Origin of the sequence: Streptomyces sp. NPDC048462, from assembly GCF_043200175.1 — a bacterium.
In the GTDB taxonomy this organism is placed as follows: Bacteria; Actinomycetota; Actinomycetes; order Streptomycetales; family Streptomycetaceae; genus Streptomyces.
In genome coordinates this window covers 1-25,892 of sequence record NZ_JBICXG010000047.1, presented here as the reverse complement: position 1 = coordinate 25,892, position 25,892 = coordinate 1, and the positions used below count along the sequence as shown (strand labels likewise).

General features: G+C 72.5%; 22 protein-coding genes. 5 read left to right on the top strand and 17 right to left on the bottom strand.

Annotation, left to right across the window (positions count from 1 at the left end):
* The 16 genes from ACGFU6_RS38110 to ACGFU6_RS38035 form a co-directional block, all read right to left on the bottom strand.
* On the bottom strand, positions 1-233 hold a 233-nt coding region (locus ACGFU6_RS38110; RefSeq protein WP_393617149.1), incomplete at its 3' end, for a phosphoadenosine phosphosulfate reductase family protein.
* 3 nt (positions 234-236) lie between these two features.
* Positions 237-1,058, bottom strand: a complete 822-nt coding sequence (locus ACGFU6_RS38105) for a glycosyltransferase family 2 protein (RefSeq protein WP_393617148.1) — start codon at positions 1,056-1,058, stop codon at positions 237-239.
* An 84-nt stretch (positions 1,059-1,142) separates the two neighbouring features.
* On the bottom strand, positions 1,143-2,417 hold the full coding sequence (locus tag ACGFU6_RS38100; protein WP_393617147.1) for an ATP-grasp domain-containing protein: 1,275 nt from the start codon (positions 2,415-2,417) through the stop codon (positions 1,143-1,145).
* Between the two features lie 30 nt (positions 2,418-2,447).
* The gene (locus ACGFU6_RS38095) at positions 2,448-3,248 is read right to left on the bottom strand and encodes a sulfotransferase (RefSeq protein ID WP_393617146.1); all 801 of its coding nucleotides are present in this window, start codon (positions 3,246-3,248) and stop codon (positions 2,448-2,450) included.
* Positions 3,245-4,144, bottom strand: a complete 900-nt coding sequence (locus tag ACGFU6_RS38090; RefSeq protein WP_393617145.1) for a sugar phosphate isomerase/epimerase family protein — start codon at positions 4,142-4,144, stop codon at positions 3,245-3,247. Before ACGFU6_RS38090 ends, ACGFU6_RS38095 begins: the two co-directional genes overlap by 4 nt.
* Positions 4,141-4,893: a hypothetical protein gene (locus ACGFU6_RS38085; protein ID WP_393617144.1), complete on the bottom strand. Its 753-nt coding sequence runs from the start codon at positions 4,891-4,893 to the stop codon at positions 4,141-4,143. Before ACGFU6_RS38085 ends, ACGFU6_RS38090 begins: the two co-directional genes overlap by 4 nt.
* On the bottom strand, positions 4,890-5,834 hold the full coding sequence (locus ACGFU6_RS38080; RefSeq protein ID WP_393617143.1) for a Gfo/Idh/MocA family protein: 945 nt from the start codon (positions 5,832-5,834) through the stop codon (positions 4,890-4,892). The genes ACGFU6_RS38085 and ACGFU6_RS38080 overlap by 4 nt, the downstream gene beginning before the upstream one ends.
* Positions 5,831-7,375 carry an Ldh family oxidoreductase gene (locus ACGFU6_RS38075; RefSeq protein ID WP_393617142.1) on the bottom strand — a complete coding sequence of 515 codons (1,545 nt, stop codon included), beginning with the start codon at positions 7,373-7,375 and terminating at the stop codon, positions 5,831-5,833. Before ACGFU6_RS38075 ends, ACGFU6_RS38080 begins: the two co-directional genes overlap by 4 nt.
* A 165-nt stretch (positions 7,376-7,540) precedes the next feature.
* A complete protein-coding gene (locus tag ACGFU6_RS38070) occupies positions 7,541-7,948 on the bottom strand; it encodes a glyoxalase (RefSeq protein ID WP_393617141.1) in 408 nt (135 codons plus the stop codon).
* Positions 7,949-8,035: 87 nt separating this feature from the next.
* On the bottom strand, positions 8,036-9,328 hold the full coding sequence (locus ACGFU6_RS38065) for an ATP-grasp domain-containing protein (protein WP_393617140.1): 1,293 nt from the start codon (positions 9,326-9,328) through the stop codon (positions 8,036-8,038).
* Positions 9,329-9,385: 57 nt separating this feature from the next.
* Complete coding sequence (locus ACGFU6_RS38060; protein WP_393617139.1) at positions 9,386-10,684, bottom strand: MFS transporter; 1,299 nt, start codon at positions 10,682-10,684, stop codon at positions 9,386-9,388.
* On the bottom strand, positions 10,681-11,484 hold the full coding sequence (locus ACGFU6_RS38055; RefSeq protein ID WP_393617138.1) for a polysaccharide deacetylase family protein: 804 nt from the start codon (positions 11,482-11,484) through the stop codon (positions 10,681-10,683). Before ACGFU6_RS38055 ends, ACGFU6_RS38060 begins: the two co-directional genes overlap by 4 nt.
* The gene (locus tag ACGFU6_RS38050; RefSeq protein ID WP_393617137.1) at positions 11,481-14,609 is read right to left on the bottom strand and encodes an amino acid adenylation domain-containing protein; all 3,129 of its coding nucleotides are present in this window, start codon (positions 14,607-14,609) and stop codon (positions 11,481-11,483) included. Before ACGFU6_RS38050 ends, ACGFU6_RS38055 begins: the two co-directional genes overlap by 4 nt.
* Entirely contained in the window at positions 14,606-15,937 is a 1,332-nt protein-coding gene (locus tag ACGFU6_RS38045; protein ID WP_393617136.1) for a nucleotide sugar dehydrogenase, read from the bottom strand. The genes ACGFU6_RS38050 and ACGFU6_RS38045 overlap by 4 nt, the downstream gene beginning before the upstream one ends.
* A 53-nt stretch (positions 15,938-15,990) precedes the next feature.
* A complete protein-coding gene (locus tag ACGFU6_RS38040; protein ID WP_393617135.1) occupies positions 15,991-16,140 on the bottom strand; it encodes a hypothetical protein in 150 nt (49 codons plus the stop codon).
* A gap of 305 nt (positions 16,141-16,445) precedes the next feature.
* Positions 16,446-17,435, bottom strand: a complete 990-nt coding sequence (locus ACGFU6_RS38035; RefSeq protein ID WP_393617134.1) for a LuxR C-terminal-related transcriptional regulator — start codon at positions 17,433-17,435, stop codon at positions 16,446-16,448.
* Positions 17,436-17,672: 237 nt separating this feature from the next.
* Here ACGFU6_RS38035 and ACGFU6_RS38030 point away from each other — a divergent pair, with 237 nt between their 5' ends.
* Both ACGFU6_RS38030 and ACGFU6_RS38025 read left to right on the top strand, forming a co-directional pair.
* On the top strand, positions 17,673-18,629 hold the full coding sequence (locus ACGFU6_RS38030; protein WP_393617133.1) for a pirin family protein: 957 nt from the start codon (positions 17,673-17,675) through the stop codon (positions 18,627-18,629).
* 84 nt (positions 18,630-18,713) lie between these two features.
* The gene (locus ACGFU6_RS38025) at positions 18,714-19,826 is read left to right on the top strand and encodes an AI-2E family transporter (protein ID WP_393617132.1); all 1,113 of its coding nucleotides are present in this window, start codon (positions 18,714-18,716) and stop codon (positions 19,824-19,826) included.
* A 22-nt stretch (positions 19,827-19,848) separates the two neighbouring features.
* On the opposite strand, the gene ACGFU6_RS38020 is transcribed toward ACGFU6_RS38025, so the two are convergent.
* Complete coding sequence (locus tag ACGFU6_RS38020; protein WP_393617131.1) at positions 19,849-22,005, bottom strand: SpoIIE family protein phosphatase; 2,157 nt, start codon at positions 22,003-22,005, stop codon at positions 19,849-19,851.
* Positions 22,006-22,169: 164 nt separating this feature from the next.
* Between ACGFU6_RS38020 and aspS the strand changes: the two genes are divergently transcribed.
* From aspS to ACGFU6_RS38005, 3 genes are all read left to right on the top strand, one after another.
* Positions 22,170-23,969 carry an aspartate--tRNA ligase gene (aspS, locus tag ACGFU6_RS38015; RefSeq protein ID WP_393617130.1) on the top strand — a complete coding sequence of 600 codons (1,800 nt, stop codon included), beginning with the start codon at positions 22,170-22,172 and terminating at the stop codon, positions 23,967-23,969.
* Positions 23,970-24,317: 348 nt separating this feature from the next.
* Complete coding sequence (locus ACGFU6_RS38010; protein ID WP_393617129.1) at positions 24,318-25,112, top strand: L,D-transpeptidase family protein; 795 nt, start codon at positions 24,318-24,320, stop codon at positions 25,110-25,112.
* A 68-nt stretch (positions 25,113-25,180) separates the two neighbouring features.
* Positions 25,181-25,762: a Uma2 family endonuclease gene (locus tag ACGFU6_RS38005; protein ID WP_393617128.1), complete on the top strand. Its 582-nt coding sequence runs from the start codon at positions 25,181-25,183 to the stop codon at positions 25,760-25,762.
* Positions 25,763-25,892 lie beyond the last annotated feature (130 nt).

Genomic DNA, 25,892 nt, shown 5'->3' with positions numbered 1-25,892 from the left:
TTGTGCCCGGTGTCCACGTGCAGCAGCGTGAACGGCACCGGCGCGGGCGCGAACGCCTTGAGCGCCAGGTGCAGCATCAGGATCGAGTCCTTGCCACCGGAGAACAGGATCACCGGCCGCTCGAACTCCCCCGCCACCTCACGGAAGATGTGCACCGCCTCCGACTCCAGAACGTCCAGATGGGAGAGCGCGGCTCCCGCGTCCGCCCGGCGCACTGCCTCCGTACTCGCCATCGCTCAGGCCACCGGAAGGGCGGTGGCCAGCGAGTTCGCCGCCTGGAGACCCAGGTTGAGACCGGCGGCCGCCGGGTCGTCCGACCAGGGCTGGGACCGGGCGCTGGCCGCGAACCTGCGCAGCGCCGACGCGGGCGCGCTGCGCGGGGCCAGCCGACCCGCGCGCCAGGCCTCACGCAGCGCGATTCCGGCGCCCTTGCTGTTGCGGTGGGCCACCCGGAGCCCCGGCACGAAGTGCACCCGGCCATCGGACTCGGCGAGCCGCTCCACGAGGCCGTTGTCGCTCGCGGTGACCTGGTCGGGGAACCCCTCGGCGGCGCGGAACGCCGCCGTCCAGACTGCCGAGTTGCCGCCCGCGAAGAACGTGACCTCGCTGCCGGGGACGTGCTGCGCGTAGCGGACCTCGTAGCGGTACTGGCGGGCGCGTGCGACCACACTGCTGTCGAACGGCAGCACCCGGCCGGTGATCGCCGCCCGCTCCGGGGTGAGCGCCGTGTCGAGGACGTCGAACCAGTCGGGGAGGGGCCGGGCGTCGTCGTCGAGGAACGCCAGGACGTCGCCGGTGGCCTCCTGGCCCGCGAGGTTGCGGCCGGCCGCCGCACCGCGGCGCCGTTCGTGGCGCAGCAGGCGGATGGGGAAGCGGTGGGCCGACTCGTCGACGCGCAGCGGGGTCTCCGAGGCGTCGTCGACCAGGATCACCTCGTGGACGATGCCCGTGTCGCATGCCGCGATCGAGGTCAGCAGCGCGTCGATGTCGGTGGGGCGGTTCCGGGTGGCGACCACGACGGAGACCTGCTTGCCGCCGTCTGGGGGTGTCGTGTTCATCGCAGTTCTACTCCTTGCGGACGTGCGCGGCGGCCACCTGTGGGGGCCGGGCGGGGCTCTTGGGGCACGGCGGGACGCAGCCGGTCAGCGGGACGCCGCGGCGAACGGGTCGAGGACCTCGTCCACTTCGTCGAGGAGCGTGCCGAGGGTGGCGGACCGGCCGTCGTCGACGGTGACCGGCTCCGTGGTGATCACGATGCGGGCCGCGGCCTCCGCCGCGAGCCGCACGGCGGCCTCCGCGTCGGCCGCGCGGACCACGACGTGGCCGCAGCGGTCCTCCGACCAGCGCAGTTCGTTCACCGTGTCCCCGGGCTCGACCTGGACGTCGACCTGGACGACGCCGTCCATCGCCTCGGCCTCCGCCGCGCCCGCCACCGAGGTGACGGTTCCCGGGGCGGCGACGAGGAAGCGGATGGCGGCCGCGCTCGTCGGCTCGGCCCGCTGCGGCAGCGGGTCGCCGTCCAGGGCGAGCCGGTAGGCGGCCTCCTCCAGGTCGACGCCGTGGACCAGGCGGACCAGTTCGTTGATGCGGTCCCCGCCGCGACGGCTGTGCGACTCGATGACGCGGGGACCGGCGGCGGTGAGGATCAGTTCGGTGTGCGCCGGCCCGTCGACGAGACCCACGGCGTCCAGCAGGGCTTCGACCGTCGAGACGACAGCCTGCCGTTCGGCTCCGTCCAGCGGCGCGGGCACCACGTGACCGAGCTCCACCACGCCCTGCCCGGTCTCCTTGCCGGTGACCGCGACGACGGTGTGCGCCCCGGCCCGGGAGAACGTCTCGACGCTGAGTTCCTCGCCGGTCAGCCACTCCTCCACCATGAAGTCGTCGAGGCCGAACGCCTCCCGCCACGCCCACGCCTCGTCGACCTCGTCGACGGACGCGATCCGGCGGACGCCCAGGCTGCCGGAGCCCATGGTCGGCTTGAGCACGGCAGAACCCGCCGCCTTCACGAAGTCGCGCAACTCGGCGGCGGTCGGCCGGGTCACCGTCCGCACCGGTCCGATGCCCTGTTCGTTCAGCAGGGCGCGCAGGGCGGGCTTGTCGTGCAGCAGCCGGGTGGTCCGTTCGCCGTTTCCGGGCAGTCCGAGCGCGTCGGTGAGATGGCCCGCCACCACCTGGGCCGCCTCGGTCTGGGTGAAGACCCGGGCGAACGGCTGCTGTGCGTGCAGGGCGCGCACCAGGGCCGTGACGGTGGGAACGTCCTGGTAGTCGATGAGCAGCAGCTGGGAGCAGTGCTCGACCACATTCGGGTCGAACGCGGACGGCTTCTGGATGTGCACCACGTCAAGACCGAGCGCTGCGGCCTTGCGGACGATGCCGGCCTTTCCGCCGACGACGAGAACGCGGGTTGCGAGCAAGGGAATCACCTTCGGTAGGGGTTCGGCGGATCAGGTGCGGGCGGATACGGGAAACGCGGAGTGACGCAGCGCCTCCCACACGGAGGCGGTGTCCGCCGGGAGCGCGTCACCGGTCTCCGCCTCCGGGGAGCGGGGCTTCAGCCCGGCGACGTACGGCGCGAGGTCGAGTCCGGTGAACCGCGACAGGCGTTCGGTCTCCTCGCCCCGGCACAGTGCGTGGTACTCGACGACCAGGGCGTTCCCGGCCGGTACGGCCGGTGCGAAGTCGAGCCAGTGCCTGTTCCAGGCGGTCCACTTGGCGAGGGCGGCCCCCTCCGTGACGGGCACGTAGGGCCGGTCACCCTTCCAGCGCAGCATCGAGCGGGCCGCCTCAGCCGGGTGGCGCACCAGCATCACGTAGCGGGCGTTCGGCAGCACCTCACCGAACCAGGGCAGATGCAGCAGGTACTCGTTGTACTTGTCTCCGCAGTACGGCAGTTCGCCCTGGGCGTCGGCCAGTATCCGCCGTGCCAGCTTCACCGGATCGTCCCCGCACGAGCCCTCCGCGACCTCTCTGGCGGCGGCCCGCAGGCTCTGTTCCACCCGGGCGCGCCAGCGTTCGACTCCCGAGCCGTCCGGCGGACGGCGGTCCAGGGCGTGCAGGATCTCGTCCGTGCGCAGATGGCGGTCCGCCAGGTCCTGCCGGTTCAGCCAGCGGTGCAGCAGATAGGGGAGTTTGCCGTTGACGGTGAAGTGGCCGCCCGCGTCGTGGAAGGCCAGATTCAGCGCGTAGGCGAGGGCGGTGGTGCCACAGCGCTGGCCCCCGAGCAGGATCACGGGTGAGTCGCTCATGCGCCGGCCTCCACCGTGTGCGCGTCGGGGACGGCGGGGACGGCGTCCTCGCCCGTTGCCCGCGTCATCTCGCGGAGCAGTCGCATGCAGATGCTGCTGGCCTCGAATCCGCCGGAGGTGAACTCCTCGCCCCACGGCTCGTCCCGCTGCGCCTGATTCAGCACCCGGCCGATGCGCCAGTGCGTCTCCAGGGAGATCCATTCCTGGTATCCGTCCTCGGCCAGCCGGGCGATGATCGCGGGCCAGGGGAGGTCCCCGTCACCGAGGCGGACGTAGGCCCGCCGGCCGTCCGGGTCCTTCACATGGACGTGCCGGATGCGTTCGCGGCCGAGCGCGTAGTCCTGCGGGAACGGGGCCGGGTCCCAGCCGCTGAAGACGCTGTTGCCCGGATCCCACAGGACGCCGAGCCGGTCGTCGCCCAGCGCGTCCAGGAACTCCAGGGTGTGGCGCATGGTCGGGCTGTTGGTCCGCATGCCCGTCTCCACGAGCAGGGGTACGCGTCCGAAGGGGACGCCGTCCAGGACCTCCCGGGCAACTGCGGCGGCCTTGCGCGGGTCCGGATCGCCCTGCCGGTAGAAGGTGAAGATGCGGACGAACGGTGCCCCGAGCAGCTCGGCCCGGCGCACGGAGTCCGTCACCAGCGCGCGGACGGAGTCCGTCTCGGCAGCGGTGCGGGGCAGTTCGCACTTCAGCGCCGGAGGGTCGAATCCGGCCACCCGCAGTCCGTGCCGGGCCACGGTCGCCCGTATCCCGGTCAGGGCGGCGTCGTCCATGCGATGCGGTGCCACACCGTTGCTGGAGCGGATCTCCAGTCCGTCGAAGCCGAGGCGGGACGTCGTGGCCGCCGCCTGCTCGATGTCCTGGGACAGTTCGTCGTTGATGACGGCGAGTCTCACGAAGGGGTCTCCTCGCTGAGGGCCTGGGGAAGGGGCGGGGCCGACGGGTACCACTCGCGCAGGAGGGCCAGGTCCTCGGTGAGAGCGGGTGCCTTCGACTCGACGGTGACCGCGCGCAGTTCACCCGCCGCGTCGAGGACCTTCCGGGTCAGCTCGGGCCGGGCGGAGGCGAGCGGCCGGTGCCGCGAGGTGGCGGGCTCGTCCCAGTCGAACCCCTTGACCTGGGCGTAGGAGATCCAGGGCGCGAGCCGGGCCGCCGCCGCGACGGGATCGCCGTCGATCCGGGCGAGGCCCATCGTGTCGAGCAGGACCGAGGTGCCCGCGCGCCGGCACAGCTCGTCGAGTTCGGCCACGGGCGCGTATCCGTGGTGGGTCTCCACCAGGACGAGGGAGCTGTCGCCGACCCGGGCGGCCAGCGCGGCGATCTGCGTGAGCGTCAGGGCGAACCGGTCGGGGGCGGTACACCCGGCGGCCGCGAAGACCTTCACCGGCAGGCCCCGCTCCGGCGTGCGCAGTCCGTCGACGGAGCCGGGCGGATGCTCCTCCGAGCCCAGCACGGTGGAGACGCCGACAAAGCAGACCTCGGCCCCCGCGGTGCGCAGAGCGTCGAGCCCTCCGTCCTCCCAGGCGTGGCCCTTGCCCTCCCTGACATCGACGGCTGTGCCGCCGGACGAGAGGACGAGGCCGGCCAGGGCCGCGGCTTCGAGGCGCGGCGCGGAGCCGGAGGAGACACCGATCAGCGGATTCACGCGGCCACCGCCGCTGCGGCGGTGGCGATCGACGAGAGGATCTCGGTCACCGCACGGGCACCGTCGAGATGGCAGCGCACCGGGGGACGCCCCGTCGCCACCGCCTCGGCCATCTCCCGGTAGACCTCGGTGCGCAGGTGCGAGGTCGGCACCGTGGGCCAGGTCTGCTCCATGCCGCCGATCTGGGTCATCACCGTGCCGTCGGTGATGTTGAACCCTCCGTCGGGCCCGAGGATCTGGAGCCGTTCGGTACGGACCGTCGACTCGGCCGTCACGGTGAACGCGAGGGTGGCCCCGGACCGGAAGGCGACCATTCCCGTGACGCGGGTGTCGATGCCCGCGGCGACCTCCCTGGTCGGCGTCAGGCGCACCGACTCCGGCCGCCCGAGCAGCTGACACGCCAGGTCGAGGTAGTGGACCCCCAGGTGGGCGGAGATCCCGCCCAGCGCCACGGTGGGATCGCTGCGCCACCCGGCACGCCGGTAGTGGGCCGGTGGCCGGAACCGCGACACCTCAAGGACCGCGGTGACGGAGGACGCCGACCAGGTGGCGGCGAGGGCCGCCTCCGGCAGGCGCATCCGGTGCTGGAGCATGACGCCGACCGGCAGCCCGGTCCGCCGCGCGGCGGCCGCGACGCTGTCGATCTCGCCCACGGACACGGCGGGCGGCTTCTCCAGCAGGACGGCCTTGCCCGCCTCCAGCGCCTGGACCGCCATCCGCGCGCGCCCGCCGGGCGGGACACACAGGGCGACCAGGTCGACGCACGGGTCGTCGAGCAGCTCTTCCCAGGAACCGGCCCGGTGGTGACTGCCGGTGTCGACCGTGGGGTCCTGCTCCAGGACGGACACGATCCCGGCCTCCGGCAGTTGCTCCAGTGCGGTGGCGTGCTGCTGGGCGGCGATGCCGAACCCGACGACGCCCACACCGAGTGGCGTGTTCATGCGGCTCCTCCTGCCGTGGCGGGGGTGGTCCGGGTGGCGCCCCAGCCGAGCTGTTCGACGACCGACGCCGGTACCGGGACGCCGTGTTCCGCGGCCGTGGTCTCGGCCAGCCGCTCCTGCTGTTCCGGCAGATGGACCTCGGGCGGTCCCTGCGGGTAGCCGGCGGCCACCGCTCCTGACAGGACGTCGAGGAGTTCCTCCACCGGAGGGTTACCGAACGCGTCCGGCGCCAGGGCGAGGAAGAGCTGGGAGCAGTCCATCGCCCGCTCGGGTTCGGCGCGCTGCTTGTGGACGAGCGGGCTCACCGTGCCCCCGGCCAGGATGCCGGCCAGCACCTCGGTGATCACCGCGACCCCGAGGCCCTTGTATCCGCCGAAGACGGGGACGGCACCGCCTCGGTCGAGTTCCTCCGGATCGGTGGTGGGGCGGCCCTCGCGGTCCACCAGCCAGTTGGCGGGGACCTGTTCGCCGCGGTGCGCGGCATGCCGGATCTTTCCGCTGGCGACCGTCCCGGTGGCGAAGTCCACGACGAGCGGGGGCCCGTCCTCACGGGGGACGACCATGCACACGGCGTCGTTCCCGAGCGTCGGGCGTCCCGCGCCGGGGGCGGCGACGCTCGGGCCCGAGACGTTGAGGACGAGGCCGACCACGCCGTGGCGGACGAAGTGGTCGCGGTAGGCGGCGAGCATGCCCACGTGGTTGTTGCCCCGGACGGCGACGGCGGCCAGCCCGGTGCGGGCGGCCCGCTCCGCGCACCGTCCGGCCGCGAGGTCCGCGGCCACCTGTCCGAACCCGCCCCGGGCGTCGAGCCGTACGACGGACCCGTCCTCCTGGCTCCACTCCGGCTCCGCGGTGGGGTCGATGCCTCCCTCGCGCAGCCGGTCGAGGTACATCGGCAGCAGGCCGACACCGTGCGAGAAGTGCCCCCGCACATCGGCGTCCACGAGGACCCGGGCGACCAGGGCGGCGCGCTCGGCGTCGACGCCCGCGGCGGTCAGCGATCCGGCCGCGGCCTCCCGCAGCGCCTCCGTGGTGAAACGCACCGCCGCCTTCGGGCGGGGTTCTGGACGGGGCGCGCGGTTGAGGTGCACGGTCCGGTCGGCGGATGCCGCCACCTCCGCGTCGGTGGTGACCAGGAGCACCGCGCCGCCCCGCCGGGCCGCGGTGCGCGCAGGTTCCGCGCCGAAGCCGTTGGGCTGCCGCCCGGTGGCGTCGACGACCAGGACGCGGACCGAACCGTCCGGACAGCGCTCGTGTGCGGCCACCACACTCACGCCCGCCGGGAGGGACGGCCTGATCCGGCGGGACCGCCCCGCCCCGCCGGCGTCGAGGGCTCCGTACTGGGCCCGCCGTCGTCCGGCGAGCACCTGGATCAGGGCGGCCGCGGACCCGGTGCCGTCCGCGAGCACCGCGACGATCTCGCCCGCGGCCACGGTGACGGTCAGCCCCGCGATCAGGATGCGCTCCGCGCCCTCTGGGCCCTCGGCCACGATCAGGTCCGCGATGCGGAATGCGGGCGGTCTGCCCGCTGCTTCGGTCATTGCTGGCTCCTCGAAATGCCGTGGTACGGGTCGGAACACCACCGGGTCGCCCGGGGCGGGGCCTGCACGGGGCCGTCCCGCGGTGTCACGGGACGGCCCCGTGCAGGCTCTGGGCGGCGGTGGCTGTTTCACGTGAAACAGCCACCGGCCCTGGCGGACACGCCGCTAGGAAGCGGCCTGCGGCTCCAGGAACTCCAGCCGGTTGCCGAACTTGTCGAACGCGTAGAAGCGGTCGTGGCCCGGGAAGTTGTCGTCCCACGTCACCTCGTGGCCGCCCTCCTCCAGCCGCTTGGCCAGACCGCGCAGCGACTCGACAAGGATTCCGGGGTGCGCCTTGCGTGCGGGCGCGAAGTCCTTCTCGACGCCGAGGTGGACCTCCAGGCCGCCGCCACGGAACCAGCACCCGCCGCGGGCGGCGAGGACCGGGGGCTTCTCCAGCTCGGTCATCCCGAGGACCTCGCCCCAGAACGCCCGGCACTGGTCCTCGCCGCCCGGCGGGATGGCCAGCTGGACGTGGTGCAGACCCCCGAACGCGTAGTCAGCGGCGGTCTGTTCGTTGCTCTGATCGGTCATCTCTCTTCTCTCTTCTCTCTGTTGTGCGGGCAGTGGTCCGGCGCCGGGGACGCCGGACCACTGCCGTCCGGATCGGCTGACGCGGGGTCAGTCGGTGGAGGCGAGCGCCTCGTGACGCGCGGCCATGCCGTCGCTGCGTACGGTGAACGACAGTTTCCGTACGCCCTCCTGGGCACGCCGCAACGCCTCGTCCTGTGACGTGCCCACGGCGCAGACATGTGCACCCCGGGCGAAGGACCCGGTGACTCCCTTGAGCCGCTTGCCCGGTTCGCGCAGCACCTCGACATCGACGACGCCCTCCAGCGCACGGGCCTCCTCCTCGCCCGCCACCTCCACGATCTCGCCCACCGCGTCCGGGCAGGCGTACCAGATGGCCGCCGCGGCGGGGCCGTCGTGCGGGGCGGCGAGGGTCGCGCGGAGATCGTCGAGGACCTTGATGCCCACGGCCTGGCGGGCGACGACGTCGATCAGGTCGACCCCGCTGACCCGCGCCCACAGCTCGGGGATCTCGTCGCCCGCCGGACGCAGGTGCGTCTCCACGACGTGGACGGCGTCCGCCGCCACGATGACCTCGGTGTGGGTGACGCCCCGCCGGACGCCCAGGGCCGTCAGCATGTCGGTCACGGTGGTACGAATCCGCTGTTCTTCCGCGTCGGGAAGGGGGGCCGGGACGACGTGGCCGACCTCGACGAAGTGATCGTGCTCGGAGATCTTGCGGGTCACGCCCACGGCCAGGTGCTCGCCGTCCTCGCTGACGCACTCCACGCTGTACTCGTCGCCGCTCAGGAACTGTTCGACGAGCAGGTCCGGAGCGTCCAGGTCGCCGGCTCCCTCCGCGCCCCACGCGAGGGCGCGGGGGATGTCGGCCGGGCCGTCGATACGGGTGACGCCCTTGCTGGCGACCCCGCGCACGGGCTTGCAGATCAGCGGGTAGCCGGTCCGCTCCGCGACCTTGAGGACGCCCTCGACGTCGTGGACGGTCTCGGCGACGACCTCGCCGACACCGGCCTCGGCCAGCACCCGGCGCATCGCGTACTTGTCGGCGACCGCCCGGACCGTGTCCGCGCTGTGCCAGTCGAGGCCGAGGTCGAGCCCGATGGCCGCGGTCTTCTCGGTGTCCTTCTCGGTGAAGTTGGTCAGCCGGTCGACCGGGTCGACCGCGTGCACGAACCGCGCGGCGGCCACCCACTCCTGGACCGGGGCGTCCTCGCGGAGCACGATCAGGCGCTGGATCTTCTCCCGGCTGCGCAGCCGGGGCACCACCTCCGGCCGGCAGATGACGGTCGTGCGCAGTCCCGGCCGGGCGTCGCGGGCGCGGTCGGGCAGATCGCGCCCGCCGCTGACGATCAGGAGATGCTGGGGCGGGGGTGTGTCGGACATGCTTTCCTCCGTCAGTGCGCATTCCACCGAGGGGTGGGAATGGGTCGGTGCGGTCGGTCAGGAACCGTCTGTCGCGGGTACGGGCTCCGAGCGCGGCGTCGTGGGCCCGGTGGTGACCGGTGCGGGCTTCTGCCGGGTGCCGAGCCAGCTCAGGGCCGCGGACAGCGGGAAGCAGGCCGCGATGACCAGCCAGCCGCCCGGTCCCGTCCGGGAGAGGAGCCACAGCACCACGGCCGGTCCGGCGATCTCCGCCGCCGAGAAGCCCACGTTGAAGAAGGCGAAGTACCTGCCCTGGGCCGCCTCCGGCGCCATCGCGAAGGAGATCTCCCAGGACGACGCCGAGTGCAGCAGCTCTCCGAAGGTCAGCAGGAGCAGCGCGGCTACCAGGGTCACGACCGCCCAGCCGGACGCGTCCGTCCAGCCGCTCGCCGCGAAGGCGACGCAGGCGAACAGCAACAGGACCGACGACATGGTGGTGGCCCGGGTCGCGGTGGCCAGGTCCCCGATATGGCGGGTCACTCTGACCTGGGCCAGCACCGTGAGGACCGTGTTGGTGGTGACCAGGACGGTGATCATCCAGATCGGTGACGCGGTGTGCTCGGCCACCCAGAGCGGCAGCACGGTGATCAGGATCGCGTCGTGCAGGAACATCACGCCGTTGGCCGCCGTGGCGGCCACGAACCGCCAGTCGCGGATCGGCGGGACCACCTTCTTCGCGCTCTCCCCGTCCCCCTTGTCCTTGGCCGCCGCGGGGCCGAGCCGGGGCAGCATCCAGACCAGGGAGAACACCACCAGGAAGCTGAGCGCGTTACCGATGAACAGCCAGTGGAACGCCGTCTTCGAATTGGTGGTCAGGGCGATGCCGGCGAGCGAGAACCCGACGGTGAAACCGAGGTTGCGCAGGGACCGGATGAATCCCATCGTGCGGTTGCGTTCGGTTCCGGTGATCAGGCGGCCCACCAGGGCCTGGTTCAGGGGCTGTCCCGCCCGGTCCATGATGTACAGCAGGCTGGCCGTCACCACGAACTGGCTGAATCCGTCGACCCTCAGATAGGCGAGGTAGCCGATGGCACGCCACAGGCAGACCACCAGGATGATGTTCCTGGGGCCGAAGCGGTCGGCGAGCATGCCCATCGGCACGGTGGTGGCGAGCCCGACCACTCCGGCGATCCCCAGGCCCACGCCGAGTTGTGTCTCGTTGATTCCGGCGAAGCGCGTGAAGTAGAGGGCGGAGCTGGCCAGGAACATGCCGGTTCCCATGGACCCGATCAGCGCGTTGACCGCGATGATCCGGGATTCCCTGGTGGCGGGCAGGGCCCCGGTCAACCGGGTTTGCCACGTCTTCTGTTCGGTCATCTCTCTTCCCTCTCGGAAGCGGTCAGGACGGGGCCGTCGGCGGACGGGCCGGACGGCCCGTCCCACTCGGTGCGCCAGTGGCGGACCAGTCCGGCCCAGGTGTCGGCCGCCCCTGAGGGCAGATAGGTCCTGCGGATCCGCTGGTGGTCAGCGGTCCACGGCGTGGCGGGTGAGCGGACCGTTCCGAAGGCCAGCACGCCGTCCGGCAGCAGCGGCCCCGCGGGCACGCCGCCGTAGGGGTAGGCGAACAACCGGGCGGGGCCGGGTCCGTACCGCTCGCGGATGTCGTCGAGCGAGCCCAGGGTCTGGGCGCGGCCCTCCGCCGGGGTGATCCGGTCGAGATGCGGGTGGGTACGGGTGTGGGCGCCGATCAGGTGCCCCTCTCGGGCCAGCCCGTCGCACTCCTCGTACGTCAGATGGTCCTCGCGCGGACGGGGACTGCGTCGGCCGAGCAGTCCGGTGCAGACGAAGAACACCGCACGGACGCCGAGCCGGTCCAGGATGTCCCGTGCGTGGGTCGTGTTGTCGCGGTAGCCGTCGTCGAAGGTGACGAGCACCGTGGGGCGGTCGGGCCGGCGAGGGCCGCCGTCGGCCAGCAGGTCCGCCGGGTCGTACGGGGCGAACCGTTCGAGCACCCGCTCAAGGCCCCGCTCGAAGGCGTCCGGGGAGAGCGCGGTGTAGTGCCGCACGTCAGGGTGCACGTGGTGGAAGTACAGGACCAGTGGCCAGTGCGGGGCACTGCCCAGGGCGGGCTGGTGCTCGGCCGGCACGCCGGGGACCACGGGCGGCAGCGGTCTCATCGCGCACCGCCGCTCACCGTACGGGCCGTGTCCGCCGCGGCCCGGGGCCCGTCGGGGGAGTCCAGGGTCCGTCGCATCACGCGGTCGACGTGGCGGGCCAGCTCCTCGATCCGGTCCGCGCTCCAGTGGACCGTGGAGTACTTCAGGCTCATCTCCAGTTCACCGTCGACGATGTCCCCCTCGGCCATCAGCAGGTAGCGCTCTCGCTGGAGCGGCGAGCGGTGCGCGCCGAAACTCTCGTCCGCGGGCCGCAGCACCGCACCCGGCGCGCGCTGCTCCAGCCGCAGCAGATGACCGCGGAAGTTGAGCCGGACCCGGGGACGGGGGCGGTCCGCGAGGGCGGCACGCTCCGCGGGATCGGGCGAGAGGAAGCGCAACGCGTCGAACCCGTAGCGGCGTTCGGGCAGGGCGGCCGGGCCGTCGAGCGCGGCGAGCAGGGCGCGGACGCCCTCGCCCTCCCACCGCAGGACGGCCGGGTAGGTGCTCTGCACGTAGCCGACGGTTCGGGACAGGTCGAGGTCGCCGGGGGGCACGTCTCGGCTGTGCGCGTAGACGTCCACCCCGTGCACGGGCTCCCCGGTCCAGGACGCCAGGCCGCCGACCAGACAGCCGAGGGCGAAGTCGTGCGGGGCGACGCCTGCGGCGGGGAGGCGGTGGAGCACCTGGCCGGTGAGGTCCCGGGGCAGCCGGAAGCGGTGGGTGCGCAGCGTGGGCAGCGGCGCGGCGCCTTCCGTATCGGGCCGGAGCGCGGCGAACTCCCCTGTTCTGCCGGCCCATTCGGCGGCGTCCTGCCGGGCCTGTCCGGAGCGCACCCAGTCCCGCAGCGCGGTGCCGACGGCCCGGGGCCCCGTCGCGGCGGCTTCCGGCCGGCCGCCGCCCAGCAGTAGTTCGAGGTCGTCGGCGAGCAGGCCCATCGACACTCCGTCGAGGACGAAGTGGTGGACCGTCAGCAGCAGTCTGGCCCCGTTCTCCCTGCCGTCGACGTACAGCAGCTGGAGGACCCGGCCGTCTGCGAGCGACATCGACGTCTGTGCCTCGGCCAGCGCCTCCTCCAGCCGGGCGGCGCGCTCGCTGGGCGGGACGGGGGACAGGTCGATGACACGGACGGCGTCCGCGGGATCGGCCTCCCGCAGCTCGGCCGTGCCGTCCGCGCGGAGCGTCGTGCGCAGCGCGGGGTGGCGTCGTAGCAGGGCCGCGGCCACCCGGGCGAGTTGGTGCGCGGACATGCCGGAGTCGGTGGTGAACAGCGCGTTCAGGCAGAAGTGGTCGCGTGCGGGCAGTTCGCCGTCGCTCAGCCAGCGGTGCTGGGCGGGCAGCAGGTCGAGCGGGCCGGCCGGTTCCTCCTCGACGGCGTCCGGCGCGCGGCGGCCCTCCGCCCGGGAGACGGCGGCGCGGGCGGTGCGCCCGGCGAGCAGGTCGCCGGGGGTCATGGAGATGCCCCGTGCCCGCATCCGCCCGCAGACGCGCAGGGCCATGAGGGAGTCGCCGCCCAGGGCGAGGAAGTCGTCGTCGGGGCCGAGTTCCGGCGCGAGCAGCAGTTCGCGGAGCAGGGCGACCACCGTGTCCAGCGGTGACCGCGTCTCGTCGTCGCGCTCGTGCGTCGCCCCGGCGCCCAGGACCGCCGCCGCTGCCTCGGCCGTCGCGCGGCGGTCGGTCTTGCCGGAGGTGGTGAGGGGTATCCGGTCGAGTACGGCGATGCGGCCCGGCACCAGGTAGGCGGGGACCCGCTCCCGCAGGTGCTCCCGGACGGCCCGGGGGTCGGGGCCGTCCCCGTCACGTGCCACGGCGGCCGCGAGCACGTTCCCACCGGCGCCGTCGTCCAGGGTGAACGAGATGGCGGAGGTGATCCCGGGGGTCGCGAGCAGGTGGCGGTCGACCTCGTCGAGTTCAATGCGGTGGCCGCGTACCTTCACCTGGTTGTCGGCGCGCCCCAGGAATTCGAGGCCGCCGGTCTCCCGCCGCACCACCATGTCGCCGGTGCGGTACATCCGCGCGCCGGGCGTCGCCGCGTACGGATCGGGCAGGAAGCGCTCCCGCGTCCGCGCCGGGTCGTTCAGGTAGCCCAGGGCCAGCGGCTCGCCGCCGATCCACAGTTCGCCCGGTGTGCCGTCGGCGACGGGCCGCCGGTCCTCGTCCAGCACCCGTGCCACCCGGTCGCCGACCGGTGTCCCGATGGGCAGCCCGGCCGTGCCGGGCACCTCGTCGCCGGGGGCGAGCACCAGGGCGGTCGCGGTGACCACCGTCTCTGTGGGGCCGTACCCGTTCACCAGCACGGTGTGCGCGAGGGGGGTACGGCGGTGGGCGTGGGCATCGGCGGTCGTGGCGTTCTCGCCGCCGATGACCACAGTGCGGACCCCGGCGAAGGACGGCTCCCGCTCGCCGTCGAGCTCCGCGCAGAGCATCCGCCAGTAGGCGGTGGGGAGTTGCAGGACCGTCACCCCCAGTTCCTCGGCGGCCGAGGCGAGCCGCACGGTGTCGGGGACGCCGCCTGTGCCGTGGAAGGCGAGGGTTCCGCCCGCGGCGAGGGTCGGCCAGATCTCCTCCTGGGCGACATCGAATCCGAGGCTCGCGAACTGGAGCACGGAGCTGTGCGGCCCGAGCGCGAACAGGTCCACGGACGCGTCGGCATGGCGCGCCAGCGCCCCGTGCCCGACCAGGACTCCCTTGGGCGCTCCGGTGGACCCGGAGGTGTAGATGACGTAGGCGCCGTGTTCGCCGTCCGCGCTGTGCGGGCGGGCGGCCTCCACCGGGCGGGCGGCCTCCACCGGGTCCCTGGGGGACGTCGGGAGCGCCGTGCTGTCGTCGAGGACCACGGTGGCGCCGCTGTCGCGGAGCACGTACGCGAGGCGTTCCTCGGGGGTCGCCGTGTCGACGGGTACGAACGCGGCACCGGCGAGCCAGGTCCCGAGCATGGCGACGACCGCGTCCGGACCGGAGGGCAGCCGGACGAGGACGCTGTCGCCGCGCCGTACGCCGCGGCCCGCGAGGGCCAGCGCGGCCTGCTCGGCGCGATGCCACAGCTGGGCGTAGGTCACGGTGTCCGTCGGGGTCCGCAGGGCGATGCCGGAGGGGCGGCCGGCCGCGTGGCCGCGGATCACGTCCACGACGGAGGGGTTCCGGGTCATGCGTTCCCGCCCTCCTTCGTCGTGCCGGGGCCGCCGGGGTCGAGGACGAGCCGTGCGTGGGCCAGTAGCCCGTTGTCGTACATCCGGTGCCGCTGCACGACGATCGTGAGGTCGGCGGCGGCGAGGTCGGCCACCAGGTCCTGCCCGGCGGGCACGGCCCGGCCGCGTGCGGAGAACGTGGTGACGTACGGGTCGTGGAACATCACGTCGGCCCCCGCGCCGAGCAGTTCGAGGGCGAGCGGCTCGGCAGGCGAGTGGCGGATGTCGGCGACGTCCGGCTTGTAGGTGACGCCCAGCAGGAGCACCTTGGCCCCGCGGACGCTGATCCCGTTCGCCGTCAGCAGTTCCTGCGCCCGGGAGGCGACCCAGACGGGGATCGAGTCGTTGATCCGCTGCGCTTGCTCGGCCATCCGGAACGGCACCCCGGCCTGGGTCGCGCGGTGCACGAGGTAGAGCGGGTCGACCGGAATGCAGTGGCCCCCGACACCCGCGCCGGGACGGAACGGGGTGAAGCCGAAGGGCTTGGTCGCGGCGGCCTCGATGGTCTCCCAGACGTCGACACCCAGCCGGTGGCAGATCTGCGCGAACTCGTTGACCAGGGCCAGGTTCACCTGGCGGTAGGTGTTCTCCAGGATCTTGGCGGCCTCGGCCTCACGGCTGGAGCGGGTGACGTGCACCCGCTCGGTCAGCCCCGCGTAGAACGCGGCGGCGCGGGCACCGCACGCCGAGGTCAGCCCGCCGACCACCTTGGGCGTGTTGTGGAAGCCGTACCGGGTGTTGCCCGGATCCACCCGCTCCGGCGAGAAGGCCAGGTGGAAGTCGCTGCCCGCGGTCAGGCCCGACTCCTCCAGGATGTCGCGGATGACGCCGTCGGTGGTCCCGGGGTAGGTGGTGGACTCGATGATCACCAACTGTCCGGGACTCAGGTGCTGGCGGACTGTGCGCACCGCGGAGAGCAGGGGCTCCAGGTCCGGCACGCCGTGGGTGTCCACCGGCGTGGGAACGCACAGGGCGACGACGGAGCACTCGCTCAGGAACGCGGGGTCCGTGGTGGCGTCGAGCAGCGGCGCCACGGCATCCAGTTCGGCCCGGGTCACCGTGTCGACGGGCGGTCGGCCGATGTTGACCTGAGCCACCAGGAAGTCGCTCAGGTCCAGGCCGCGGGTGCGGTGCCCGCCCGCGGCGGCGGCCACGGCGAGCGGCAGGCCCGCGTAGCCGATGCCCACGACGGCGACATCGACGGTGCGGTCGGCGTGCGCGGCCAAGGCGGGGCCGTTCATGAGAACCGGCTCTGGTGGACCGGGTGGTGCGGCGGCGATGACGTCCATCGGGCTCTCCTGTGCGCGGACTGGGCAGGGTGGGCGGGTGGCGAAGGGCGCCCCTACCACCAGCCGTTGTCGCCCTCCGGCCGGTCCACGACGGTCGTTCCGGCGGCCGGCTCCGCCGCCGAGGTGTGGGCCGTTCCCGCCGCGGTGAGGAGGGAGGTACAGAGGAAGGCGGTACAGAGGAAGGCGCGGAATCGTGCAGGCATAGCTGTCCCCCGGTGCGTCTGGCGAGTGCGGAATCCGGCGGAGAGAAGGGCGGTCGCAACCGCTCGTCGCCGGCAGAATCCATGCTGCTGCCGCGCCTGTTCACGGGGCAAGACATTGCGTGCGGCGGCCATCAGCCATGGCGACAGGGCGCCACACCCCGTCCTTGTCTCAGAATGTGAGACTCTCCGGTAAGGGGGGTCCCCGCCTTCCGTAGGGGGGTGCGGCGCCGCGGCCGGACTCCGCAGGGGGGCGGCCGACCATCGGAAGGCCCGCGACTCCGCCCCGTTCTTCCCGGGGGCCGGTCTCAGTCCAGCAGCCCGAGCTCCGCGACACGCAGGGCCACCTGGAAGCGCGTGTGCACTCCCAGCCGGTTCGTGAGGCCGGTCATGTACCGGCTCAACGTCCGGGAGGAGATGCCCAGATGACGGGCGATCGCCTCGTCCTTGACGCCGTCGGCGAGCATGCGCAGCACGATGAGGTCCTGGGAGCCGAGTTCCGCCCCGAGGGCGGCCGCCGGGGCTGCGGGACGCAGCGGCGTGGAGGTGTGCCAGCAGTAGTCGTACAGCGCGTGCAGGGACCTGGCAAGCGCCTGGCCGTGGATGGCGGAGGCTCCCTCGCTGGGGTCCTGCGGGTTGATCGGGAGCACCGCGAGGTCGTCGTCGAAGAGGATCATCCGCAACGGCAGGTAGTCCGCCGTGCGTGCCTCGCGCCCGATCCGTTCCGCGTCGGTCAGGTACGCCGCCATGTAGGGGACCTCGGCCGTCCGTCGCGAGTAGAGCGTCTCCACCCGGATGCCCCGGCTCTCCATCTCCTTGTCCCGCAGCAGCATGGCGTCCACGAGTTCCTCCGGCGGCGGCCCGCCGGGGTGCATCGACCTCATGCGCACGTTGCAGGTGCTGCCCGCGTCCTCCAGGAAGGCGTTCACCAGCTCCGGCGTCGGCAGGGTCTCGATCTCGACGGACTCCCGCCGCTCGTCGTGCAGGCGCGGGTAGCCGCCGATCAGTGAGGCGACCGCGCCCCTGATCCTGGCCAGGTGCTGAAGGTGTGCCTCGGTCTGGCGTTCCTCGGCGGAGAACAGCCGGGTCAGCGCGGCCTCCGGGGTGACGGTCGCGTAGCCGCAGGGGGCCGACCACGAGGGCACCAGCAGGCCGACGGCGCAGAGCGCGTCGCAGGCCTGATCCGCCTCGGCGAGGGAGCAGCGGGCCTCGGCCGCCATCTGTTCGAGCGACCAGCCGGGGTTCCGGTGGATCAGCCCGTAGAAGCGCTGGCGTACCCGTTCGGTCAGCTCGTTCACTCGTCCCCCTCGGTGTCGGCTCCGCTCCCCCTCCGTCGTGGCGGGACGTCGCGGCCTCCCCGTGGGCCGCCGAGAGGGGACAGGGCTGACCCATAGGTACCACTCACCCCTCCGGGGGGTCGATCCTCCTGGGGGCCGATCCTCGTGCGCGGCGGAGTCGCGGGAATGGATGCCGCCTTGCAGGATGTTCACCATTCAACTAAATTGAACGCAGAACAGTCCCCGGAGGTGGCTCCCATGCCCGCAGTAACCGTCGAAAACCCGCTGACCCTGCCCAAGGTCGCCGCCTCTGGCGACGCCGTGGCCCGTCCCGTGCTCGCCGTGACCACGGCGCCCACCGGGTTCGAGGGCGAGGGATTCCCCGTGCGCCGCGCCTTCGCGGGGATCAACTACAAGCACCTCGACCCGTTCATCATGATGGACCAGATGGGTGAGGTGGAGTACGCGGCCGGCGAGCCGAAGGGCACGCCCTGGCACCCGCACCGCGGCTTCGAGACCGTCACCTACCTGATCGACGGCACCTTCGTGCACCAGGACTCCAACGGTGGCGGCGGCACCATCCAGAACGGCGACACCCAGTGGATGACCGCCGGGTCCGGGCTGCTCCACATCGAGGCCCCGCCGGAGTCGCTCGTCACGTCGGGTGGCCTCTTCCACGGCCTCCAGCTCTGGGTGAACCTGCCCAAGGCCGACAAGATGATGGCCCCCCGCTACCAGGACATCCGCGGCGGCCAGGTGCAGCTGCTCGCCTCCCCCGACGGCGGCGCGCTGCTCCGGGTGATCGCGGGCGAGCTCGACGGCCACGAGGGCCCCGGCGTCACGCACACCCCCATCACGATGATCCACGCCACCGTGCGCCCCGGCGCCGAGCTGACCCTGCCGTGGCGCGAGGACTTCAACGGCCTCGCCTACGTGCTGGCCGGCCGAGGCGCCGTGGGCCAGGACCGCAGGCCCGTCCACATGGGCCAGACCGCCGTCTTCGGCGCCGGCTCCTCGCTGACCGTCCGCGCGGACGAGCAGCAGGACGGCAACGCCCCGGAGCTGGAGGTCGTCCTGCTCGGCGGGCGTCCCATCCGGGAGCCGATGGCGCACTACGGGCCGTTCGTGATGAACAGCCAGGCCGAACTGAAGCAGGCCTTCGAGGACTTCCAGGCCGGCCGCCTCGGCACCGTGCCCGCCGTCCACGGGATGTGAGCCGCGCCGACACCGTGTGACGGTTCGTCACTCGTACGGCTCCACGGGCGGGACACCGCCCCCGGGGCGTGATCGGGTGGGAGGGTGCAGAACCGGAAGCCCCTCCTGCCCATCGGTGCCCGGCGGCTGGCCGCCTGGTGCGGTGTCATCCTGTTGGTCACCGGCGTCGCCGCGGTGGCCATCTGGCTGTGCGTCGCGCTCAAGACCGCCGTCACCCCCGTCCTGCTCGCGTTGCTCGGCACGGCGCTGCTCGGCCCCGTCCACCGAAGGCTGACCGCGCACGGGGTGAACCGCTCGGTGGCGGCCGGAATCACCTGCGCCCTGCTCGTCGCGGTCGTCGGCGGCGCCGGGTACATCGTCGTCGCCGCGCTCATCGACACCGGTGATCAGATCGTCCAGTCGCTGAAGGACGCCGGCCAGTGGGTCGTCGACCACTTCGGTGTCACCGGCAACACGAATGTGGACGACCTGGCCACCAGCGCCAAGAAGCTCGTCGAGAAGTTCGGCGCGAGCGCCGCGGGCGGGCTGCTGAGCGGCCTCAGCCTGGTCGGTTCGCTGATCGCCACCAGTGTGCTCGCCCTGCTGCTGACCTTCTTCTTCCTGCGCGACTCCGACCGGGCCGCGAACCTCGCGCACTCCATCGCCCCGCGCGGCGCCGGTGACCTGGTCGAGGCGATGGGCCGGCGCGCGTTCGAGGCCGTCGAGGGCTTCATGCGCGGTACGACGCTCATCGCGCTCATCGACGCCGTCTGCATCACGGTCGGCCTGCTGATCCTGCGCGTGCCCGGCGCGGTGGGGCTGGGCGCGCTGGTGCTGGTCGGCGCCTACATCCCGTATCTGGGCGCGTTCATCTCGGGCGCCGTCGCGGTGCTGGTGGCGCTCGCGGACCGGGGCTTCGTGATCGCGCTCTGGGCGCTCGGGGTGGTGCTCGCGGTGCAGGTGCTGGAGGGTCACATCCTGCAGCCGATGATCCAGAGCCGTACGGTCCAGATGCACCCCGCCATGATCCTGATCGCGCTGACGGCGGGCGCGAGCGTGGCGGGCCTGCTGGGGATGCTCCTCGCGGTCCCGGTGTGCGCGGCGGCCTTCGGCATCCTCGGCGAACTGCGCAAGGACCTCGGGCCCCCGGCGGACCCGGACGCCGACCCGCCGGACACCCCGCCCGGCGTACCGCCCCCCGGCCCGGCCACCGCCTGAGGACGGCCCCCCACGCCCCGGTTCAGAGATCCGCCTCCGGCTCCGGCGCGGGCGGCTCCACCAGCCCCACGGGCTCCACCGGTTCCACCAGCTCCGCGGGCTCCGCCGACTCGTACAGCTCGAACCAGATCGACTTGCCCTCACCCCGCGGATCGACCCCCCACGCGTCGGCGAGCATCTCCATCAGCACCAGGCCCCGCCCGCTGGACGCCATCTCGCCGGGCCGCCGCTTGTGCGGCAGCTCGTCGCTGCCGTCGGCCACCTCCACGCGCAGCCGCCGCTCCCCGTGCTCCCCGCTGGCCTCCGCGACCATCAGCGCGTCGCCGTCCGTGTGGACCAGCACGTTCGTGGCCATCTCGGAGATCATCAGCACCGCGGAGTCGACCTGCTCCGGATCGGCCCAGTCGTGCAGCATCTCGCGCAGCTGCTGCCGGGCCGCCGCGATCCGTTCCGGCTCGGCCTGGGCGATGGTCAGCGCGGTCCGCCGGGGCGGGGTCAGCCGGGTCGCCGGGCTCTCGCGGCGCAGCAGCAGCACCGCGACGTCGTCCTCGCGGCGGTCCACCAGCGGGCCCGTCGTGTAGTGCGAGCCCGGCCCGTGCACGGCCTGCACCAGGGCGTCCGCGAGCTTCTCCAGATCGCTGGTGTGCCGCTCCAGGATCGGCCGGAGCCGGACCCAGCCGGTGGCCAGGTCGTGCCCGCCGGTCTCGATCAGCCCGTCCGTGCAGAGCATGATCGTTTCTCCGGGCTCCAGGGTGAACCCGGTCGTCGGGTAGTCCGTGTCCGACTCGATGCCCAGCGGGAGCCCGCCCGCGGTCTGCCGGATGAACGCGGTCCCGTCGGGCGTCATCACCACGGGGTCGGGATGCCCGGCCCGCGCGATGTCCAGGGTGCCGGTGGCCGGGTCCGCCTCCGCGTACAGGCACGTCGCGAAGCGCGGCCCGTGCTCCGCGTCCTCGTGCGCGTCGGTGAGCCCGGAGAGGAAGCGCGAGGCCCGCGAGAGCACCGCGTCCGGGCGGTGCCCCTCGGAGGCGTACGCGCGCAGCGCGATCCGCAACTGGCCCATCAGCCCGGCGGCCCGTACGTCATGGCCCTGGACGTCACCGATGACGAGGGCGACCCGGCCGTTGGGCAGCGGGATCATGTCGTACCAGTCACCGCCGACCTGGAGCCCGCCCCCGGTCGGCACATAGCGGGCGGCCACCGTCATCCCCGGGATGCTGGGCACCAGGGAGGGCATCATCGTGCGCTGCAGCCCCTGCGACAGCTCCCGCTCGGTCTCGGCGATCCCGGCGCGGGCCAGCGCCTGCGCGAGCATCCGGGCCACCGTCGTCAGCACGGCCCGTTCGTCCGGCGAGAACGACACCGGATGCCGGAAGCCCGCCATCCAGGCGCCCATCGTGCGGCCCGCCACAATCAGCGGCAGGAAGGCCCAGGACCGGCGCCCGAACCGCCGGGCCAGCGGCCAGGTGGCCGGGTAGCGGTGGTAGTAGTCCTCCGGGCTGGAGAGGTAGATCGCCCGCCCCGTCCGTACGACCTCGGCGGCCGGGTAGTCGGTCTCCAGCGGCATGTCGTCGAACGGTCCCTCGTCACCGGCGTGCTGGCCGTGGTGCCCGACGATCGTCAGCCGCTCGCCATCGACCCCGAAGACGGCCAGCCCCTCGGGCGAGAACCCGGGCATGGAGAGCGAGTAGGCGACCCGCAGCACCTCCGCCGTCGACCGGGCCTCGGCCAGCGCGCGCCCCGCGTCCAGCAGGAACGCCTCCCGGGACCGCCGCCAGTCGCCGGTGATGCGGCTCTGCGCCCCGGCGGCGCCCGGCTCCGGCTCGGCCACCTCCTGGAGGGTGCCGACCAGCACGTAGTCCGCCTCGCTGCCCTCGGCGGGCGGCAGCGGCCGGGAACGGCTCCGTACGGTGCGCAGCACCCGCCCGTGCTCGTCCACGATCCGCAGCCGGGCCTCGGCCAGCGTGCCCTCGGCGACGGCCAGGTTGACCACCCCGTAGATCTCGTTCCAGTCGACGGGATGGAAGCGGGAGCGCACCTCCGACTCGCGCAGGAGGCCCGATTCGGAGGGCAGCTCCAGCAGCCGGGCCGCCTCGGCGTCGAGCCAGACGGTCCCGGCGGCGTTGTCCCAGCGCCAAAGACCGGTCGCGGTCGCGGCCAGGACTTCCTCGGTGCGCATTGCCCCACTTTAGGAAGATGTAGCCCTCAAACGCCACCGGCGGCCCCGGCGCCCGCGCCGCTGACGATCCCGGCCGGGGGCAATGGCAATGAAACGGTCCGGTCGCGGGCGGTAGCCTGGGGTGGCTGTATCCGCCCCCAACCGCGAAGACTGGATGAACGACGATGCATCGGTACAGGTCCCACACCTGCGGCGAGCTCCGCGCCTCTGACGTCGGCACCGACGTCCGGCTGAGCGGCTGGCTGCACAATCGCCGAGACCTGGGTGGCATCCTCTTCATCGATCTGCGCGACCACTACGGTCTGGTGCAGCTCGTCGCCCGCCCCGGCACCCCCGGCAACGACGCCCTGGCGAAGCTCACCAAGGAGACCGTCGTCCGGATCGACGGCAAGGTCTCCGCCCGCGGCGCCGACAACGTCAACCCGGAGCTCCCGACCGGCGAGATCGAGATCGAGGTCACCGCGGTGGAGGTGCTGGGCGAGGCCGCCCCGCTGCCCTTCACGATCAACGCCGAGGACGGCGTCAACGAGGAGCGGCGCCTGGAGTACCGCTTCCTCGACCTGCGCCGCGAGCGCATGCACCGCAACATCATGCTGCGCTCCTCCGTGATCGCCTCGATCCGCTCCAAGATGGTGGCCCTCGGCTTCAACGAGATGGCGACGCCGATCCTCACCGCGACCTCCCCCGAGGGCGCCCGTGACTTCGTGGTCCCGTCCCGGCTGAACCCCGGCAAGTTCTACGCGCTGCCGCAGGCCCCGCAGCAGTTCAAACAGCTGCTGATGATCTCCGGCTTCGACCGCTACTTCCAGATCGCGCCCTGCTTCCGCGACGAGGACGCCCGCGCGGACCGTTCGCCCGGCGAGTTCTACCAGCTCGACGTCGAGATGTCCTTCGTCGAGCAGGAGGACGTCTTCCGCCCGATCGAGAAGCTGATGACCGAGCTCTTCGAGGAGTTCGGCAACGGCCGCCACGTCACCTCGCCGTTCCCGCGCATCCCGTTCCGCGAGTCGATGCTGAAGTACGGCAACGACAAGCCGGACCTGCGCGCCAAGCTGGAGCTCGTCGACATCTCCGACGTCTTCGCGGACTCGGAGTTCAAGGCCTTCGCCGGCAAGCACGTCCGCGCGCTGCCGGTGCCGGACACGGCGGGCCAGTCCCGGAAGTTCTTCGACGGCCTCGGTGACTACGCCGTCGAGCACGGCGCCAAGGGCCTCGCCTGGGTGCGCGTCGGCGAGGACGGCAAGCTGGCGGGCCCGATCGCCAAGTTCCTCACCGAGACGGACGTCAAGACCCTCACCGAGCGGCTCTCCCTCGTCCCCGGCCACGCCGTGTTCTTCGGCGCCGGCGAGTTCGACGAGGTCTCCAAGATCATGTCGGTCGTCCGCGTCGAGGCCGCCAAGCGCGCCGGACACTTCGAGGACGGCGTCTTCCGGTTCTGCTGGATCGTCGACTTCCCGATGTACGAGAAGGACGAGGACACCGGGAAGATCGACTTCTCGCACAACCCCTTCTCGATGCCCCAGGGCGGTCTGCGGGACCTGGAGGAGAAGGACCCGCTGGACATCCTCGCCTGGCAGTACGACATCGTCTGCAACGGCATCGAGCTGTCCTCCGGTGCCATCCGTAACCACGAGCCCGAGCTGATGATCAAGGCCTTCGAGATCGCCGGCTACGACCGCGAGACCGTGGAGCACGAGTTCGCGGGCATGCTCAAGGCCTTCCGCCTCGGCGCCCCGCCGCACGGTGGCATCGCCCCGGGCGTCGACCGCATCGTGATGCTGCTGGCCGACGAGCCCAACATCCGCGAGACGATCGCCTTCCCGCTGAACGGCAACGCGCAGGACCTGATGATGGGCGCGCCCACGGTGCTGGACGAGACGCGGCTGCGCGAGCTGAACATCCAGCTCCGCAAGCCGGTCGCCTCCGCGAAGGACGCCTCCGCGAAGGACGCCTCCGAGAAGTAGCCCGCCCAGCTGTACCGGGTTTCACGTGAAACAGCCCCTGGCCACCCGGCCGGGGGCTGTTCCGCGTCCCGGCCGCACCGACGTGCGATCCGGTGCGCGCGGGGTCCGCAGGCACGCGTGTGCCACGGCTGCGCGCGTGCGAGTACACGGGCCGAAGGCGTGCGAGTACAAGGGCTGCGCGCATACAAGTACACGAATCACCTGAACGGGTACAGCCGGATGGCCCCGCGGCCGGATTGGCCGGGCCCGGCTGCGGCAAAGACTGCCTGGGCCGACATCGGCACGGCGCCCCCCTCGCCGCGCCGCAAAGCCCCGCGGCTTCGCCACCGACTGCTCAGGAGCCCCTCCGTGTCCGTGCCCCGTTCGAGCGTTCCTCTGCGGCTCCCGTACGTCGTGTGCGCCGTCCTCACCCTGCTGCTGGCCGGGTGCGCCACGGACGGCATCGCCGGCAGGAGCGAGATCGGCACCCTGACGAAGACCACGGGCGCCCCGGGCCCGCCGGGAGCGGCTACGTCCGTCGCCCCGCCCGTACCGCCGCCGGCCCCGCCGCGCGAGATCCCCGGGCTCGGGCCGCGGACCAGGTCGGCGATCCCCGCCGGTACCCGCCAGGCGTTCGTCGTCACCGGCGAGTCCGCGGACTCCAACCGCTCCACCGCCGTGCTCTACACCCGCGACACCCCCACCGCGGACTGGCGGGCGGCCATGGCACCCTGGCCCGCCCACAACGCCCTGAACGGCTGGACGGACGAGCACTGGGAGGGCGACCTCCGCTCACCCGTCGGCGTCTTCACGCTGACCGCGGCCGGCGGCCGGCTCGACCCCCCGGCCACGGCGTTCCCGTACGACCTGAGCCCCGACTTCAAGGTGGAGGGCGAGGGTTTCGACGGGGAGCCGCTGGAGGGCTCCTTCGACTACGTCATCGCCATCGACTACAACCGCGTCCCCGGCACCTCACCCCTGGACCACACCCGCCCGCTCGGCGCGGAGCGCGGCGGCGGCATCTGGATCCACGTCGACCACGGCGGCCCCACCCAGGGCTGCGTCTCGCTCACCGAGGACCGGATGAAGGAACTGCTGGGCCTCCTCGACCCGGCCGAGGAGCCCGTCGTCGTCATGGGGGACGCCGCGTCCCTGAGCAGCTGAACTCGCTGCGCGCCGGGTTCGCGGACCGTAACCTGGGGACTGCCCGACCGGTTCTTGAGGAGGCAGGCGTGAGCGTGGTCGACGACAGTGTGCTGACCCAGGAGGTCTTCGAGGACCTGGCCCGTCATGCCATACGCGCGGAAGAAGCGCTGCGTCTGGAGTTCGTGAACGGGAAACTGGGGGTCAAAGCTGTGCCGGACGGGGATCACGGGCGGATCATCGCCTGGCTCACGCAGATGTGCATGCAATCGGATCCGCGTAACTGGCTTTTCGCGGAGCAGGGCCTGCGCATCGAGACATACCGGAAGGGCAACGCCCGTCCGGATGGGGCGCTGGCCCGGCTGGACGCCTTCGTCGGCCAAGGTGAATGGGCGGACCCCGCCGCTGTCCTCATGCTCGTCGAGGTCACCTCGTACGACGACGACACCGACCTCCGGGACCGGGTGGAGAAGCCGCGTGCGTACGCGGAGACCGGTGTCCCCGTGTACCTGCTCATCGACCGCGACAGTTATGAGGTCAAGGTGCACTCCCAGCCCGACGGTGTGCGGTACGAGACGGTGGTGACGGTCCCGTTCGGCAAGACCGTCCGGCTGCCAGAGCCGGTGGGCATCGAGCTGGACACCGAACCGCTCAAGAACTGGGTCCGCTGACCGGAGCCCGGCACGCGAGGAGGGGCGGGACCGCCGGTGCGGATGCTGTTGGCGAATGCCCCTTCGTTCCGCCCCATCGGATTTATCCGGTGGGGCGGAGTGCTGCGAAGTGTGAGGTGCGTGTTGGGGC